The organism is Lelliottia nimipressuralis (assembly GCF_004402045.1).
In the GTDB taxonomy this organism is placed as follows: Bacteria; Pseudomonadota; Gammaproteobacteria; order Enterobacterales; family Enterobacteriaceae; genus Enterobacter; species Enterobacter chinensis.
In genome coordinates this window covers 396,985-413,316 of the sequence record NZ_SOMG01000030.1, presented here as the reverse complement: position 1 = coordinate 413,316, position 16,332 = coordinate 396,985, and the positions used below count along the sequence as shown (strand labels likewise).

The following is a 16,332-nucleotide window of genomic DNA, read 5'->3' as shown; positions in this document are numbered from 1 at the left end:
AAGGCGCTTAACTAAGTGCAAGAATAATTGTTGCACTTTATGTGCTATTTGAGCCAATGTGAAAAGACCCGTTTCGGTCAAGAATTTAAATGCAACAATAAAACTTGCAATTAATACAAAAACGCGCCACCTTTTAATGCAACAGACAAAGATACTTTTAGATATGCTGCGTGGGGGTAACCAGATGAACACTGGCGCATTTATGCATGATTTACTCGACTGGATCGACAACAACCTGGACAGCCGTCTGGACATTGAGTCCGTCGCCAGGCGATCCGGCTATTCAAAATGGCACCTCCAGCGGCTGTTCAAAGAACATACGGGCTATCCCCTCGCCGGCTATATTCGCGCGCAAAAGCTGCAAAAATCGGTCGAGCGCTTAACCCACAGCGATGAGCCGATTCTTAACGTGGCGATCGCGCTGGGCTTTGACTCACAGCAGTCCTTCAACCGCAGCTTTAAGCGTCAGTATGGTCAGGCGCCTGGTGCATGGCGGCGCAGTATAAGTGGCCCGGAAACGCAACCGTTGCGCCAGCAATCCAGGTAGTGTGCCGTGCGGGATGGTGCCCTCAGTCATCATTCCCCGCATCAGCGGAAATGCCCTTACGTATGCTGGCAATAAAGTTGTCACGGATGACATCTTCTTTGCCTGCGTCCCAGGCGATGCCCACCTTCCAGCTTATTGACTCCCCCGTTAACGAAATCATCACCAGTTCCGGCGGCGCGATATGCGTCACGCTGGTGGGCAGAATGGCAACGCCGATGCCCGCAATCACCATCGCGACGATAGTTTGGATATCATCAGTCAGCTGAGTTGATGAGATGAAAAGACCGTTGTCATGCAGGAAGCGGTCAATTTGCGCATTTAACCCCCTCCCTCGCTCATCATACAGCCGCAGCAGAGGCCGTTGCGTTAGCCACTCAGCGGCCGACATTGTCGGCGACGCGGCGGGCGCAACCAGAACCAGCCGATCGGTAAATAACGGCAAGTATTCAAGCGCCACTGGGGGAGGAACCCTGACAAAACCCACCTGAAGCTCATCATTTTGCAAAAGCGCGTACTGCTGGAAGGAAGGCAGATCCGTCAAGGACATCTCGACTCCCGGGTAGTCCCGGCGAAAGTCAGCGATACAGCGCGGTGCCAGATAAAAGCTTGAAAGACCGAACCCGACGGAAATATGCCCCTCAACCCCCTTTGATACTCGCTCAGCATGCTGCATAAATAGCTGGGTTTGCCTGACCACTTTTTCAGCCTCTGGCAGCAAACGCCTGCCGCCGGCCGTCAGTATTGCGCCGTGACGTCCTCGTGAAAACAAAGACATATTCACCTGAGATTCGAGGAGATTTATCTGTTTGGTCAATGCCGGTTGCGAGATAAACAGCGCTCGCGCCGCATCGGCATAATTTCCTTTTTCAGCCAGCATCAAAAAGGCTTTGAGCAACCGGGTGTTCATTTTTTCATTCCAGATGGTTATCGAAATCAGAAATATTTTGATTATACAGTTATTGGTAATCGTTATGTAATTCAGTTTCGATAACAACCGGAGACGCACCATGAACGAACCTGAATTCTTAAAGGCTGCAACCGTACAGTTTCAGCATCAGGCCAATAACAAAAAATACAACCTGCTGATCATGGAGAAATTTATTGAACAGGCAGCGCTTGAGCAGGTGAACATTCTCACCTTCCCTGAAATGTGTATCACTGGCTACTGGCATGTCCCTAAGCTCACCGCAGCGGAGGTGTCTGCGCTGGCCGAACCGATTGCTGACAGCCCTTCCCTGACGTTAATCCGCTCTCTGGCAATCAAACATCAAATGCTGATTGGCGCCGGGCTTATTGAACGAGCCGACGATGGCCGCCTCTACAATGCGTATGTTGCCTGTATGCCGGACGGCTCAATGCATACGCATCGTAAACTCCATGCTTTTGAACATCCGGCCATCAGCAGCGGGGACCGCTTTACCGTTTTTGATACGCCCTGGGGAGTGAAGGTCGGTATCCTGATTTGCTGGGACAATAATCTGGTCGAAAATGTGCGCGCGACGGCGCTGCTGGGTGCGGATATTCTTCTCGCGCCGCATCAAACAGGCGGTACCGATTCCCGCAGTCCTCACGCAATGAAGCCAATTCCGCTCGCGCTCTGGGAAGAGCGGGAAACGCGCAAGGAAGAGATTACGGCCGCATTCAAAGGCCCAAGCGGTCGGGAATGGCTCATGCGCTGGCTGCCTGCCCGCGCGCATGACAACGGAGTATTTGTCCTCTTCAGCAACGGCGTCGGTGCCGATGACGACGAAGTGCGCACAGGCAATGCGATGATCCTCGACCCTTATGGAAGGATCGTGAGTGAAACCTGGGCAGCGGAAGATGCGATGGTGAGCGCCGAGCTGGATTTAAGCCTGCTCGCTATGAGCACCGGGCGCCGCTGGATCCACGGTCGCCGTCCTGATTTATACCAGATACTGACGCAGCCGCAGGGCTATGAGCGTGATGCGATCGGCGCACGGTTTTCGAATGCGCCCCCTGCTCGCTAGAAATGTGAGCATTTTTTAGCTGCAAAATACATCCGGAACTGTTATACTGTATATAATTACAGTATGAGGTGCGCATAATGGCTGTTGAAACAAAATTTGTTGTCGTAAGAAAAGGTGAAGAGAAAATGACATTTGCCAGTAAGAAAGAGGCTGACGCTCACGACAAGCTGCTCGATATGGCAGACGCGTTCACCGACTGGCTGTTGCAAAGCGGAATGCCGATGGATGAAACGCAGGCTGAAAATCTTGGACTGTATCTCGCCGAGCAGAAAGAGACCGTGCAGCATATTCTGCGTACCAGCAAGCTTCCCGATCTCAACGCTCCAGCTGCAACGGATAAAACAGAATCCGATGGGGCTGACACGAAAAAAATCAGAGCTGTGAAAGCGGCCTGATTGTCAGAAAAATCATCACCGATCCGTAAGCCGTAAGCAGATAACTGCTTACGGCTTTTTTAGTCAGAAAATGAAAAGAGTAAGGAGATGGCGTGCGGCAGGGAATGAAGGAAAAAATCATCAGGATCTGTGATGCAAAAATCGCCTCTAAGGGAAGCAATGTTGGGCTCTCGTTTTATGCTTTTTTTGCTAATAAAAATGACGAGCCTGAACTGCTTATGGAAGTGGCGCACTGGTGGATTATGGAAATGAAACTGGACCATTTTGAAAAGGCTGAGAAGATCAGAAACCTCATTTCAGCCCTTTAACCCGCTAAAGCGGGATGGCCGGTAACATAGCGGGATTTCATCGCTCTGACCGTCGCATAACGCTTCAGAGACCAGTCTGCCAATCGTCGCTGCGCAAGTCACGGCTGGGTGCATAGAGGCGACGTAAACCGTCCTGCTCTCATCAGTAAAAGAAGAACAGGATAACCAAATTCGCGGTGGGCAAGATGCCATGCGATGGATACGCCAGTAATCCCAGCGCCTAAGACGACAATCCTTTTTTCAGGTCACGGTACTATTCTTCGTCTACGAACGTATCTGCTTCAGGAGAATAAGGATGACAAACGCATGCCAGCTTATGTCCGTCAGGATCACGCAGATAGGCAACATAAAAGTCGGGGCCGTACGCGGTTCGTGTACCTGGTGCACCTTCATTTTTCCCTCCCGCAAGGAGGCCAGCAGCATGGAACCGTCTGACAAGTTCCGCGTTATCTGCTCTGAATGCGAACATCGTCCCGTTTCCCGCCGTTGCGGGTTGTTGGTCAAAAGGAGGACAAATACAAAAGTTGAACATCTCATCAGGATTATTTTCATTTCCCCACATTACCCAGTCTTCTGTCCATGCAGGCTGACGTGAGTAGCCAAGAACGTTAAAAATAGCGTCATAAAAGTCCACGGAGCGCTGAAGATCATTTGTATCTATAGTGATATAAGTCAGCATCTTATTACATCCTTTTTGCTGTTTGTCTGAACTAATATTATATCTCAGAGTAGCAATGAATTATTTCCCGGTTCCGCCTTACCATGATTCGCATGGAATCGCCTCCTTTATGGAAAATCACTTTTCTCAATGGCTATGATTCCTGCAGTTAGTCAAAGTAAGGTTTTAAAATTTCTTCTGTCCAGCTCATAAAAGCCCTGACCCGCTGCGACAAATTGCGTCTGTGCGCGACGACAAAAAAAGCAGCGAGTGGTTCTGGAGGCAAATCCGGCAGAACTTCAACCAGTGCGCCGCGTTTGATGTGGGGTAAGAGCGAGGAATAACCGCCCTGGATTAAGCCTAAGCCCGCCAGTCCTGCCTCATGATAATCCGGTACGCTGTTGACTCTCACCGCGCCGGGTAACATCAGAGACTTATAGCCATCTTCAGTCGGATACGCCCAACCGTCAGGTTTAGAACCAAAATTGCGAATATAATGTACCATTCTGTGTCCCTGGTTAATCAGATCATCAATAGTCTGTGGCACACCAAATCGTTCAAGATAGCGCGGGCTAGCGGCATTGATCATTCGTAGATGTCCCAGTGGCCGCGCAATAAGCGTTTCATCAACAATCGGGCCGAGACGCACTACGCAATCAAATCCTTCCTGAACCAGATCGACCCGGCGGTCAGTGCTTGAAAGCTCAAGTTCCAGTTCAGGGTGAGCTTCCATCAACTCCGGCAATGCGGGAATCACCACGCTCTGCGCTAATACCGCCGGCATATCAACGCGTATTCTCCCCCTTAGTGACATGCCCTCGAGAGAGAACATTGATTTCAACTCCTCGGCTGCTGACAGAAGATCGAGGGCTCGCGAATAAAAAGCCCGCCCATCTTCCGTCAGTTGTACAGTTCGAGTTGTCCGATGCAACAGTGTCGCGCCAACTTCTCGTTCAAGCTCGCGTACCACCATTGACACGCGTCCTTTCTGAATGCCCAAACTTTCCGCCGCCAGCGTAAAGCTCTTCATGTCCGCCACGCGAGCAAAAATGTTCAGTATCTCCAGATTTTTCATTGTTCACCTTTCAGGTAACAGTGCGTTACTTTATTCGATATTTATAACTACTATAATACCTAATAAACTCCTTTCACACTCAATTCAGCTTAAGTTATCGCCTGTTGGTGTATTTAGGCTGGAATACCTCATCACTGACGAAGGTTTAAAAATGAATAAAGGTTATTTAATTGCTCATGTGACGATAAAAGATCCCATCGCATATGCTGAATATGCCAAAGCTGCCGGAGATGCCATGAAGAATTTCAATCCAAAAATAATTGCCTGGTCCGGACAGTATGAAAATCTTGAGGGGGAAATTCATGAACGGCATGTTATTTTTGAATTCGATTCTTTTGCCGAAGCCAGGCGTTTTTATGAAAGCCCAGAATATCAGAAAGCAAGGGCAATACGGTCAGGTGCTGCGATCGGAACATTTGTATTAGTTGAAGGTGCAGCTCTTTAACAATTAGGGTTTTATATCCGCTTCTTTATAGCTGACGTAACGTTAACTAAAAACCAGTGCTACCAGCCATAAAACCTGGTAGCTATACAAACGCACCAGGCTGTTACGTTAATACGTGTTTACCCCCCAAAGAGGAAATGCGCATGACCCCACACCCGCTACGCCAGATAATCGAATCCTGTGACCACGCCATCACGACCAAAAACTATGACGCCCTGATGGCGTTCTACGCCGAAGATGCGGCTCTGGTGGTCAAGCCCGGCATGACGGTTAAAGGCAAAGAGAACATCCGCAGCGCGTTTATTGCCATCTCTGATTATTTTCAGGACCAGCTGGTCGTCGAACAAGGGGAGATGCAGGTAATAGAGGGGGGTGGTAATGCCCTCGTTATCATGGAAACCGTTCTGCGTTTTCCTGATGGTCAGGGCGGAAGAACGGAAATGTCGCGCCGCGCGACCTATGTTTTTCGACAGGAAAGCGACGGTCGCTGGCTTTGTACCATCGACAACTCCTACGGTACGTCGCTTCTTGATACCGCGAACTCATCACGTTAATCACGCATTCAAAGGGGCGCTACCGCCCCTCCACGCCAGTGCCCTTAATGCGCAGTAATGCGCGGCTCCTTTACAAACTCAGCCAGCAGCCACACCATATCGTGCAGCAAGCCCGTAAGCTCTTTCGCTACGTGGGCGGGCAGCGTTCCACCCATAACCGCTTGTGTCAGCGCCAGAACATAGTCCACCTGAGTTAGGGTGTCCTGCCAGCAGTCCGGCACGCAGGAGTTCATTTTCTCACCCATGATCAACTGCGCGATCAGGTCTGGCGGCAAATCGACATCGCAGAGTTCCCGCAGCTTACGCAGAGCCTGAAGGAGACGCTCGCACAGCGCAGTAAACAGCTTCGCATCCTCGATTTCGACCAGCACGCTTACCAGCGCGGCGCAGTTGTCGGCGACGACAAACAGATCGGCATCAGCCGGAAGCGGTTGGGACAGAAGTTGCAGAATGACGCTTTCGTCAGACGGGAGAGAAGTCAGGGTTGGGGTAGTAGCCATACAAGGCATCCTTCTATATGCAGTTCATTAAGCCACCCAATAAGTTCCTACGCTCGGGGGGTAGCGCTGACAGAGGTAGGAATACCGCCCATATAGAAAAACGGCCAGCCTTTCGGCTGCTCCGCCAGCGCCACCGCAATTGTAACGGGATCGGCGCTGCCGCGACATACGAAATGTCACTATATGGTAGATGCGGGTTCCTACGCCCGATTGCGGATGTGCCGCAACGCAGGCACTTTACGACTCCGTAGAAATGAATAAAAGACATAACCCTCGATTACAGAGGGTTATTTTGCAGTTTGCGAGGCGTCTTCCAGAAAGGCGGTCAAGCCGGGGGCGCTTCGCTTAGCCGGCCATCTAAAAGCTACTCTTTAGCGGATCAACCTCCGCCCTCAGGGCGATGGATGCTAATCCGCACTAGATTTGTGAGGGATTATTTATGATCGGTCTGAATAATATTAAGTCTGTCGCCGTTTCCTGTAACCTTGAAGGTTGAAACATACGCTTTTCTGGTTATTTTCTTATCTTCTCCCTCTGTACCTACATTCACTTCAATCTGAGTGAGGTACTCCCGATCTGCTTTGAATGTAAACTCGCCGGGCAGAATACAGAAAAGCCCGGATTGCGGTTGTTTGCCAGATGGGAAAATAATCTGCTCTTCAGGTTTCTCAATGTTATATGTAATTGCTGATACCACTACCTCCTGGCCCTGCATAGGTAAGGTAAGGCAAACATCATTGTTTCTCATATGCGCAGGAATTGATGCTTCTTTGGTATACCTGTGCTCGAGATTTTCACCTAATGTACAGCCGCTCAGAAGGACAATTAATAATATTGTTTTTTTTAAATATGATCATTTGAACGGGAATCCTTCAAGAACTTTTTGATAGTTTGCGTTAAGCCGATCGTCTACAGGTCCCACATAGGAAACTTTACGATCTTCTATAGGCTATAGAACTTCCGAAGACAGATCTCGCTAATGCTATTTCACCTGGGGTCAAGAGTCTTAAACTTCCTTCAGTATCACTCACACATCCTCCATAATGTTTTTTCAATAAGTTATTAATATATTTGCCTTCGTTTTTACCGACACAACATAACGACTAACTCGTTGATTCTAGCAAAAATAAAACATGTGAACTTCATATCACATGCGTTCTGTGAGCAATTACGAATTTTGAGGCGCATTTCCAGAACAACAACCCCCTCCCCTAAATCCTCAACGTATCAATCACCGCTCTCAGCGCGGGCGACACGTTACGATGCGGATAATAGAGGAACAGCCCGTCCATGCGCAGGCTGTAGCGCTGCAAAACCCGGATAAGCATGCCGCGCTCCAGATCGTCGGCCACCAGCTCCACCGGCACATAGGCCAGCCCGAGCCCCAGACGAGCGGCTTCGGCTTCCATATAGCTGTCCGACAGCGCCCATTGCCCTTCCGGCCGATGGGTAACGCTCTTTCCGTCCACCACAAGCTCCCACTGATAGAGGCTGCCATCGGCAAACTGGTAGGCGATGCAGGGATGCCCCCCTAAATCCGCTGGCGTCTGCGGGAAACCGTGGCGCCGAAAATGTTCCGGAGTACCAACCACGGCCATCTCCATATCGGGCGTGATACGCACCGCGATCATCCCCTGCGCCACCTCCGGGCCCAGCCTAACGCCCGCATCGAACCGTTCGGTGATGATGTCGACAAATCGACTCTCGTTCATCAATTCCAGGCGAATATCAGGATAGCGCTGCTTAAAGACCGCAAGCTTTGGCAGAAGACATTTATCGATGGCGTGCTGACTGGCGTTAATCCGCACCGTACCGGACGGCGTCTCGCGGAAATGCGCCAGGGTCGCAAGGCCATTATCAAGCGTATCGAACGCGGACTCGGCGGTCTGATAGAGCTGCTCCCCCGCGTGGGTCAGCGATAGTTTTCGCGTTGTGCGCACCAGCAGCTGAACGCCCAGGCGCGCTTCCAGTTCCCGCACCGAACGGCTTATTCCGGATTGTGCGAGCCCGAGCCGCTGCGCGGCAGCCGTAAAGCTTCCCTCCCGCACCACCTGCGTAAAGAGATACAGCTCATTATAGTTTTCCCGTTTCGCCATCTTGTCTTCGCCATTTATAACAATCTGATATGAATCCTAGCAGTTCTGGGCCTCTAATCAGCACTATTTCTGCTCACTATAATGACCGCATCACAACAACGCAGGGTATCTCTGATGAAAACATTCACCCAAAAACTGTCAGTTGCGATGCTGCTATGCGCATCATTAAGTGGAGTAACGACAATGAGTTATGCAGAAACAACCAACCCAAACGCGCCCATTTCGATGGTGACCACCTGGGACAAAACGTTCGCCGAGAGTGACAAAGTCGACCACCGCAAAGTGTCGTTCCAGAACCGCTACGGAATTACCCTCGTGGGCGATCTGTATCTCCCGAAAGACCGTGCAGACCGTAAGCTGGCGGCAATCGCCGTCAGCGGCCCCTTTGGCGCGGTTAAGGAGCAGTCCAGCGGCCTGTATGCGCAGACCCTGGCAGAACACGGTTTTGTGACTCTGGCGTTCGACCCGTCCTACACGGGTGAAAGCGGCGGACAGCCGCGCAACGTCGCCTCTCCGGATATCAACACCGAGGACTTTAGCGCGGCGGTGGATTTCCTGGGGCTACAGAAAGAGGTCGACCGTAACCGCATTGGTATTCTCGGCATCTGCGGCTGGGGCGGGATGGCGCTGAATGCGGCCTCCATGGACACCCGCGTGAAAGCGGTCGCCACCAGCGTGATGTACGACATGAGCCGGGCGATGGGTCACGGCGTCGGCGACGGCAAAGATCGTTATTCAACGTCCGATCGCCGTGCCGTCCTGCAGTATCTGAACGAGCAGCGCTGGAAAGATGCCGAGCGCGGCACCTTCGCGCACGGCGGTCATGACATCTATGTCGATGCCAACGGCAAGGTGACTGCTGCGGAACGTATTCTGCCGGAAGCGTTACCCGCCAACCCGAATCCGGTACTCAAGGAGTTCTTTGATTACTACCGGATGCCGCGCGGCTTCCATGCCCGCTCAGTCAACTCCACCGGCGCGTGGACCGCAACAACGCCATTATCGTTCATGAATATGCCGCTGCTGAGCTATGCCGGGGAGATTACCATTCCTACGCTTATCGTAACCGGTGAAAACGCGCACTCCCGCTATTTTGCAGAAGATGCGTATAAAGCCGTCGGCAGTAAGCAGAAAGAGTTGGTGATTGTCCCAGGCGCGAACCATGTCGACCTGTACGACAATGCTGCCGGGAAGATCCCTTTCGCGCAGTTCGAGCAGTTCTTCAAAACCAGCCTGAAATAACCCCCTATGCCACCCGTTTTACGGGTGGCTCTTGATGAAATCTGAATATGTCCACATTAAGCCAAACCACATCACAACAAGCCGGGACGTCGTACTGGGGCGGGATTTTTGCCATGACCTTGTGCGTATTTGTGCTGATTGCATCAGAATTTATGCCCGTTAGCTTGCTCACGCCCATCGCCAGCGATCTGGACGTGACGGAGGGGCTCGCGGGCCAGGGAATTGCCATCTCCGGCGCGCTGGCCGTTGTGACCAGCCTCTTCCTGTCCCGGCTGGCCGGAAATATGAATCGCAAATATCTCCTGCTGGGGATGACGTTGCTGATGGCGATATCGGGGATCGTTATTGCCTTCGCATCCCGTTACTCGGTGTATATGGCTGGCCGCGCGCTGATTGGTATCGCGATCGGTGGCTTTTGGTCAATGTCCGCCGCAACGGCCATTCGACTTGTGCCGAGACATCAGGTTTCCCGCGCGCTGGCGATTTTCAACGGCGGGAACGCGCTGGCGACGGTCGTGGCGGCCCCGCTGGGCAGTTATCTTGGCGCAACCCTTGGCTGGCGCGGCGCCTTTCTGTGCCTGGTTCCCGTGGCGATCGTGGCCTTTATCTGGCAGTGCTTTAGCCTGCCGACGATGAAATGCAATAAAAATACCGCTGCGGGCGGGAGCGTATTTCGCTTGTTTCGCCAGTCGGTGGTTTCTGTCGGCCTGATTGCCTGCGGCCTGTTCTTTATGGGGCAATTTGCGCTCTTTACCTACGTGCGGCCGTTTCTTGAAACGGTTACGCAGGTGAGTGATGCCGGGCTATCGCTGATCCTGCTGGCTATCGGAGCGGCGGGCTTTATCGGCACCCTGATTATCGCCCCAATCCTTAACGCCGCATTTTACCTGACGTTGATGGCGATCCCTCTGCTGATGGCCGCCATTGCCGGATTGTTAATTCTTTCCGGGCAAAGCGTCGGGGGCGTCGCCCTGCTGCTGGTTTTTTGGGGAATGCTGGCAACGGCAGCACCTACCGGATGGTGGACGTGGCTCGCCCGCACCCTTCCCAATGATGCTGAAGCAGGCGGCGGGCTGATGGTTGCGGTTATTCAGCTTTCCATTGCGCTGGGCTCAACGGCGGGCGGCACGGTGTTTGACCATGTTGGCTGGCAAAGCACGTTCGCCATGAGCGGGCTATTGCTGATAAGCGCGGCGGTAATAACCTTTTACACGTCCCGCCAGCACGCTAAAGGCATTAAATAAACAGGCTTATTTTAATTAATTACGAAACCCCCACTCTTTTTCAATACGCTAATAATTAAGCAATATCCTGGTCAGCCCATTCACGCGCTTTGCTAGCCTGAAAAGGCAAAGCTCAAACCGGAGGTATTCTTTGCTCATTAAGCTAAAAAAAGATCGAACGCATCAGGAGGATCGTCGGCTTGCCCTGTGGCTGGCGACCTCTGCAGGTTTGCTGAATGCCATCGCGCTGGGTGCGTTTGGCTTCTTTCCCTCCCACATGACAGGCAATACCTCCCAGTTATCAAGTGAAGTCTCTTCCACTGACCTGAACGATATTCTTTTCTTCGGCGCTATTATCCTTTCATTTGTGGCGGGGGCGATAGCGGCGCGCATAATGGTGCTGTGGGGCATTATCCATAACGTCAGGCTCATTTTTTGTCAGATTCTGATTATTGAGGGATTATTACTGGCCGGCGTTTCGCTGTACGAAATGTATTTCCACTCATTTTCCACAAATCGTCAGATTATCGTTTTCCTGTGTGGCCTGATGGGCATTCATAATTCCACCTCCACTCAGCTTTCCAGCGGACGGGTGAGATCGACGCATATCACAGGAACGCTTACCGATGCGGGAATATCGCTGGCCTCTGTCGTCGTCGCCATGCTGCGACGGGATTACTCTAAAGATACTGCGGCCCAAAAAAGCCAGCTCAAAACCCATTTAACCACCCTGTTTTCGTTTATTACCGGCGGTATTGCAGGGCTGATCCTGTTCAGAGGGTTTGGATTTCACGCGATGCTGGCGCTGGGCTTAATGCTCGTTGTGGTTGCGGCCTTCTCCATCATGAGGATCTCGCTTCGCGTGCGCAGGGTTCGCCCTGCTCTCAGTAAATAATTCCCTCTTTTCTTCACTGCGGGTGTATTGTTTTTAAACGATTCCCCACAGTGAAGAGAAGCGTCTGCATGATTAAAATCCTCGGTAAAACAACCTCCATTAACGTGCGTAAAGTGCTCTGGACCTGCGAAGAAGCTGGTATTGCGTATCAGCAGGAAGATTACGGTAGCGGCTTCGCCTCAACGCAAACGGAGGCCTTCCGCGCCATGAACCCGAACGCCATGGTGCCGGTACTGATCGACGACGATTTTGTGTTATGGGAATCCAACGCTATCTGCCGTTATCTGACGCGTAAGGCGGGTCGCGACGATCTGCTCCCCGACGAGCCGCAGGCCTGTGCTAACGTCGAACGCTGGATGGACTGGCAAGCGACTGAATTCAACAACGCCTGGCGCTATGTCTTTCCGGCCCTGGGCCGTAACAACCCGGATTTTAACGATCCAGACCGAATTGCCGCAGGTATTAAAGAGTGGAATCACTGCATCACTATTCTTGAGCAACAGCTCCAGCGTTCAGGGGAATGGGTGGCGGGTGAAGGCTTCACCCTCGCGGATATCGTGCTGGGGTTGTCGGTTAACCGCTGGAAAATGACGCCGTTTGATAAACCGGCCGTGCCCGCTGTTGAAGCCTGGTTTGAACGCCTGAATCAACGTCCGCCGTTTTTACGCCACGGCAATAACGGCATGGTGTAATGCCTGCGACCCGCACCACATCGTGCGGGTTATCTCCCATTAAGTGACGGTGTCACATATCAAAAACATCTTTAAGATAATTCTGCCTGACCCGCATCAAGGCCTTTTACCATAAGGCTTGAGCTAAGGTTATCTCATTTTTCATAGGGTTACTGATTTCCCCCCTTCGCTGGAACCCTTCCCAAACGCTTGCTATAGGTCATCTACCCCTGCCGAAACATGGCATAACAACAGGCAACCGGTGGTTGCTATAACGCATGCGCACAGGGAGACACACCGCAATGCACCCATTACTCAAACGTTCGCTGCTGTTCGTCAGCGCCATTATCGTGATCCTCGCCCTCCTCGTCTGGGGCATCGGGCTGGAGACGATTAAGGCGCGTCAGGTTGACCTGGTTTATCTCGGGCAACAGCACATGATTCTGGTTTTCTCGTCGATGTTTTTTGCCCTGCTGGTCGGTATTCCAGCCGGGATCCTGCTGAGCCGCCCGGCCGCGCGGGGTATCGCCGAATACGTGATGCAAATCTTCAACGTCGGCAACACGCTGCCGCCGCTGGCCGTGCTGGCGCTGGCGATGGTGGTGATTGGCATCGGCGATACGCCCGCCATTATTGCTCTGTTCCTCGCTTCGCTGCTGCCGATAGTGCGCAATACCTACGCCGGGCTGTGCTCGGTCCCGCCGTCGTTACTGGAAGCGGCAAACGGGATTGGGATGACCAAATGGCAGCGTCTGCGCCAGGTCGAGCTGCCTGCTGCCTGGCCGGTCATGCTCTCGGGGATCCGCATCGCCACCGCCATTAACGTCGGTACCGCGCCGCTGGCGTTCCTGATTGGCGCCAGCAGCTACGGCGAGCTGATTTTCCCCGGTATTTACCTGAACGATTTCCCAACCCTGATCCTCGGCGCGGCGGCCACCGCCCTGTTCGCCCTGATCCTCGATACCCTGCTGGCGGCGCTGGGTCGCGTGATGAGTCCCCATCTCGCTCGATAACAATAACAAGGAGCTTTTATGAGACTGTTTTCCGGCCTGACGGCGCTGTGTGCCGCGGCGCTGTTCACCAGCCAGGCAATGGCGGCACCGCTGATTCTGGCGACCAAGAGCTTTACCGAGCAGCATATTCTCTCGGCGATGACCGTGCAGTACCTGCAAAAGAAGGGTTTTCAGGTTCAGCCGCAAACCAATATCGCCACGGTGATTTCCCGTAACGCGATGATCAACAAACAGATTGATATGACCTGGGAATATACCGGTACGTCATTAATCATCTTTAACCACATCAACAAGCGCATGTCGCCGCAGGAGTCTTACGAGACGGTGAAACGCCTGGACGCGAAGCACGGTCTGGTGTGGCTCAAACCCGCCGATATGAACAACACCTATGCCTTCGCCATGCAGCGCAAGCGCGCCGAGGCGGAACATATCAACACTATGTCAGAGATGGTGGCGAAGATTGAGCAGGTTCGTAAAACCAACCCGGACAAAAACTGGCTGCTGGGCTTAGACCTGGAGTTTGCCGGGCGCAGCGACGGCATGAAGCCGCTTCAGGCGGCCTATAACATGACGCTGGACCGCCCGCAGATCCGCCAGATGGACCCCGGCCTGGTTTACAACGCGGTGCGCGACGGCTTCGTCGATGCCGGTCTGATTTACACCACCGACGGCCGCGTGAAGGGTTTCGACCTGAAAGTGCTGAAGGATGATAAAGGCTTCTTCCCGAGCTATGCGGTCACCCCAGTGGTGCGTAAGGACACGCTGGAGGCCAACCCGGGCCTGGAAGAGGCGCTCAACACCCTCTCGGCCCAGCTCAATAACGACGTTATCACCGAACTGAACAAGAAGGTGGATATCGACCATCAGTCACCGCAGCAGGTCGCCCGAGATTTCCTGCGTAGCAAACAGCTGCTGTAGGAGGCGCTATGGAGACGATTCACTACATTCTCGATAACTGGGACTACCTGCTGACCCTGACGCTGCAGCACCTGTGGCTGGTGGCGCTGGCCGTGGGCTTAGCCATTCTCATCGGCGTCCCGCTGGGCATTTTGATTGTCCGCCACAAGTGGCTGGCGACGCCGGTGCTGGGAATAGCCACCATCGTGCTGACCATTCCGTCCATTGCTCTGTTTGGCCTGATGATCCCGCTATTTTCGCTGATCGGTCAGGGGATTGGCGCCCTGCCCGCGATTACGGCGGTGTTTCTCTACTCGCTGCTGCCGATTGTGCGTAACACCCACACCGCGCTCGACAGCCTGCCGCCGGGCCTGCGCGAAGCCGGGCGCGGCATCGGCATGACGTTCTGGCAGCGCCTGCGCTGGGTTGAAATCCCGATGGCGCTGCCGGTGATTTTCGGCGGCATCCGCACCGCCGTGGTGATGAACATCGGCGTTATGGCGATTGCCGCGGTGATCGGCGCGGGCGGCCTGGGTCTGCTGCTGCTCAACGGCATCGGCGGAAGTGACATTCGCATGTTGATTGCGGGCGCGCTGATGATTTGTCTGTTAGCGATTGTGCTCGACTGGCTGCTGCACCGTCTGCAGGTGGTACTGACTCCAAAGGGGATTCGATAATGATAAAACTGGAAAACCTCACCAAACAATTTTCACAGAAGCACGGCCAGACCGTTAAAGCCGTCGATAACGTTAACCTGAACGTGCCCGAAGGGGAAATGTGCGTCCTGCTCGGCCCCTCCGGCTGCGGGAAGACCACCACCCTGAAGATGATTAACCGCCTGATCGCCCCAAGCAGCGGAACGATCCTGATTAACGGCGAAGACACCAGCGGCATGGACACCGTGACCCTGCGCCGCAATATTGGCTACGTGATCCAGCAGATTGGCCTGTTCCCGAACATGACCATTGAAGAGAACATCACCGTCGTACCGCGCATGCTGGGATGGGATAAAGCGCGCTGTAAAACCCGCGCCGAGGAGCTGATGGATATGGTGGCGATGGATCCGCATAAGTTCCTCAATCGCTATCCGCGCGAGATGTCCGGCGGGCAGCAGCAGCGTATCGGCGTCATTCGCGCCCTGGCGGCGGATCCTCCGGTACTGCTGATGGATGAACCCTTCGGCGCGGTGGACCCAATCAACCGCGAGGTGATCCAGAACCAGTTCCTGGAGATGCAGCGCAAGTTGAAAAAAACCGTCATGCTGGTCAGCCACGATATCGACGAGGCCCTGAAGCTCGGCGACCGTATCGCGGTATTCCGTCAGGGGAAAATCGTTCAGTGCGCAAGCCCCGATGAGCTGCTGGCGAAGCCGGCGAATGACTTTGTCGGCTCGTTTGTCGGCCAGGACCGTACGCTGAAGCGCCTGCTGCTGGTCTCCGCAGGTGACGTGACCGACCAGCAGCCGACCATCACGGTGCGGGGCTCTACGCCGCTTCCCGAAGCCTTTGCGACCATGGATGATAATGACATTCGTGCCGTGACGGTGGTCGATGAGAACGGCAAACCGCTGGGCTTTGTTAAGCGCCGCGAAGCGCGCAACGCCAGCGGTACCTGCGCCGACATCCTGCATCCGTTCCGCATGACCGGCAAAGCGGAAGACAACCTGCGCGTGGTGCTTTCTCGCTTGTATGAGAGCAATACCAGCTGGATGCCGATCGTGGATGAGGACGGGCGCTACAACGGCGAGATTTCGCAGGACTATATTGCCGAGTACCTGAGTTCAGGCCGTACGCGTCGAGCGCTGAATATTCATAGCAACAGCTAA

General features: G+C 53.4%; 21 protein-coding genes. 14 read left to right on the top strand and 7 right to left on the bottom strand.

Annotation, left to right across the window (positions count from 1 at the left end; genetic code table 11):
• Positions 1-184 precede the first annotated feature (184 nt).
• A complete protein-coding gene (locus E3U32_RS19655) occupies positions 185-547 on the top strand; it encodes a helix-turn-helix domain-containing protein (protein ID WP_134350108.1) in 363 nt (120 codons plus the stop codon).
• 22 nt (positions 548-569) lie between these two features.
• On the opposite strand, the gene E3U32_RS19650 is transcribed toward E3U32_RS19655, so the two are convergent.
• Positions 570-1,454 carry a LysR family transcriptional regulator gene (locus E3U32_RS19650; protein WP_134350753.1) on the bottom strand — a complete coding sequence of 295 codons (885 nt, stop codon included), beginning with the start codon at positions 1,452-1,454 and terminating at the stop codon, positions 570-572.
• Between the two features lie 100 nt (positions 1,455-1,554).
• On the opposite strand from E3U32_RS19650, the gene E3U32_RS19645 reads away from it, so the two are divergent.
• From E3U32_RS19645 to E3U32_RS19635, 3 genes are all read left to right on the top strand, one after another.
• Positions 1,555-2,535 (top strand): nitrilase family protein, encoded by a 981-nt coding sequence (locus E3U32_RS19645; RefSeq protein WP_134350107.1) that lies wholly within the window; start codon positions 1,555-1,557, stop codon positions 2,533-2,535.
• Between the two features lie 77 nt (positions 2,536-2,612).
• Positions 2,613-2,930 (top strand): YebG family protein, encoded by a 318-nt coding sequence (locus E3U32_RS19640; RefSeq protein ID WP_134350106.1) that lies wholly within the window; start codon positions 2,613-2,615, stop codon positions 2,928-2,930.
• 92 nt (positions 2,931-3,022) lie between these two features.
• Complete coding sequence (locus tag E3U32_RS19635) at positions 3,023-3,238, top strand: DUF6500 family protein (RefSeq protein ID WP_134350105.1); 216 nt, start codon at positions 3,023-3,025, stop codon at positions 3,236-3,238.
• A 98-nt stretch (positions 3,239-3,336) separates the two neighbouring features.
• Here E3U32_RS19635 and E3U32_RS23920 read toward each other — a convergent pair whose 3' ends face one another.
• The 3 genes from E3U32_RS23920 to E3U32_RS19620 form a co-directional block, all read right to left on the bottom strand.
• Positions 3,337-3,435: a hypothetical protein gene (locus tag E3U32_RS23920; RefSeq protein WP_353620406.1), complete on the bottom strand. Its 99-nt coding sequence runs from the start codon at positions 3,433-3,435 to the stop codon at positions 3,337-3,339.
• 56 nt (positions 3,436-3,491) lie between these two features.
• Positions 3,492-3,917 carry a VOC family protein gene (locus E3U32_RS19625; protein WP_134350104.1) on the bottom strand — a complete coding sequence of 142 codons (426 nt, stop codon included), beginning with the start codon at positions 3,915-3,917 and terminating at the stop codon, positions 3,492-3,494.
• A gap of 148 nt (positions 3,918-4,065) precedes the next feature.
• Positions 4,066-4,971 (bottom strand): LysR family transcriptional regulator, encoded by a 906-nt coding sequence (locus E3U32_RS19620; protein WP_134350103.1) that lies wholly within the window; start codon positions 4,969-4,971, stop codon positions 4,066-4,068.
• 151 nt (positions 4,972-5,122) lie between these two features.
• On the opposite strand from E3U32_RS19620, the gene E3U32_RS19615 reads away from it, so the two are divergent.
• Both E3U32_RS19615 and E3U32_RS19610 read left to right on the top strand, forming a co-directional pair.
• Positions 5,123-5,416 carry a DUF1330 domain-containing protein gene (locus tag E3U32_RS19615; protein WP_134350102.1) on the top strand — a complete coding sequence of 98 codons (294 nt, stop codon included), beginning with the start codon at positions 5,123-5,125 and terminating at the stop codon, positions 5,414-5,416.
• A 143-nt stretch (positions 5,417-5,559) separates the two neighbouring features.
• On the top strand, positions 5,560-5,970 hold the full coding sequence (locus E3U32_RS19610; protein WP_134350101.1) for a YybH family protein: 411 nt from the start codon (positions 5,560-5,562) through the stop codon (positions 5,968-5,970).
• A gap of 44 nt (positions 5,971-6,014) precedes the next feature.
• Here E3U32_RS19610 and E3U32_RS19605 read toward each other — a convergent pair whose 3' ends face one another.
• The 3 genes from E3U32_RS19605 to E3U32_RS19595 all read right to left on the bottom strand — a co-directional run bounded on the left by E3U32_RS19605 (position 6,015) and on the right by E3U32_RS19595 (position 8,566).
• The gene (locus E3U32_RS19605; protein ID WP_134350100.1) at positions 6,015-6,470 is read right to left on the bottom strand and encodes a hypothetical protein; all 456 of its coding nucleotides are present in this window, start codon (positions 6,468-6,470) and stop codon (positions 6,015-6,017) included.
• Between the two features lie 433 nt (positions 6,471-6,903).
• Entirely contained in the window at positions 6,904-7,296 is a 393-nt protein-coding gene (locus tag E3U32_RS19600) for a putative T6SS immunity periplasmic lipoprotein (protein WP_353620405.1), read from the bottom strand.
• Between the two features lie 385 nt (positions 7,297-7,681).
• Entirely contained in the window at positions 7,682-8,566 is an 885-nt protein-coding gene (locus tag E3U32_RS19595) for a LysR family transcriptional regulator (protein ID WP_134350098.1), read from the bottom strand.
• A gap of 114 nt (positions 8,567-8,680) precedes the next feature.
• Here E3U32_RS19595 and E3U32_RS19590 point away from each other — a divergent pair, with 114 nt between their 5' ends.
• The 8 genes from E3U32_RS19590 (at position 8,681) to osmV (ending at position 16,332) form a co-directional block, all read left to right on the top strand.
• On the top strand, positions 8,681-9,808 hold the full coding sequence (locus E3U32_RS19590) for an alpha/beta hydrolase (protein ID WP_134350097.1): 1,128 nt from the start codon (positions 8,681-8,683) through the stop codon (positions 9,806-9,808).
• A gap of 47 nt (positions 9,809-9,855) precedes the next feature.
• On the top strand, positions 9,856-11,052 hold the full coding sequence (locus tag E3U32_RS19585) for an MFS transporter (RefSeq protein ID WP_134350096.1): 1,197 nt from the start codon (positions 9,856-9,858) through the stop codon (positions 11,050-11,052).
• A 130-nt stretch (positions 11,053-11,182) separates the two neighbouring features.
• Entirely contained in the window at positions 11,183-11,926 is a 744-nt protein-coding gene (locus tag E3U32_RS19580; protein ID WP_134350095.1) for a YoaK family protein, read from the top strand.
• Between the two features lie 68 nt (positions 11,927-11,994).
• The gene (locus tag E3U32_RS19575; RefSeq protein ID WP_134350094.1) at positions 11,995-12,618 is read left to right on the top strand and encodes a glutathione S-transferase family protein; all 624 of its coding nucleotides are present in this window, start codon (positions 11,995-11,997) and stop codon (positions 12,616-12,618) included.
• Between the two features lie 281 nt (positions 12,619-12,899).
• Positions 12,900-13,610: an osmoprotectant ABC transporter permease OsmY gene (gene osmY, locus E3U32_RS19570; RefSeq protein ID WP_134350093.1), complete on the top strand. Its 711-nt coding sequence runs from the start codon at positions 12,900-12,902 to the stop codon at positions 13,608-13,610.
• 18 nt (positions 13,611-13,628) lie between these two features.
• On the top strand, positions 13,629-14,528 hold the full coding sequence (gene osmX / locus E3U32_RS19565) for an osmoprotectant ABC transporter substrate-binding protein OsmX (RefSeq protein WP_134350092.1): 900 nt from the start codon (positions 13,629-13,631) through the stop codon (positions 14,526-14,528).
• Positions 14,529-14,536: 8 nt separating this feature from the next.
• A complete protein-coding gene (gene osmW, locus E3U32_RS19560; protein WP_014169860.1) occupies positions 14,537-15,184 on the top strand; it encodes an osmoprotectant ABC transporter permease OsmW in 648 nt (215 codons plus the stop codon).
• Complete coding sequence (gene osmV, locus E3U32_RS19555; RefSeq protein ID WP_134350091.1) at positions 15,184-16,332, top strand: osmoprotectant ABC transporter ATP-binding protein OsmV; 1,149 nt, start codon at positions 15,184-15,186, stop codon at positions 16,330-16,332. The genes osmW and osmV overlap by 1 nt, the downstream gene beginning before the upstream one ends.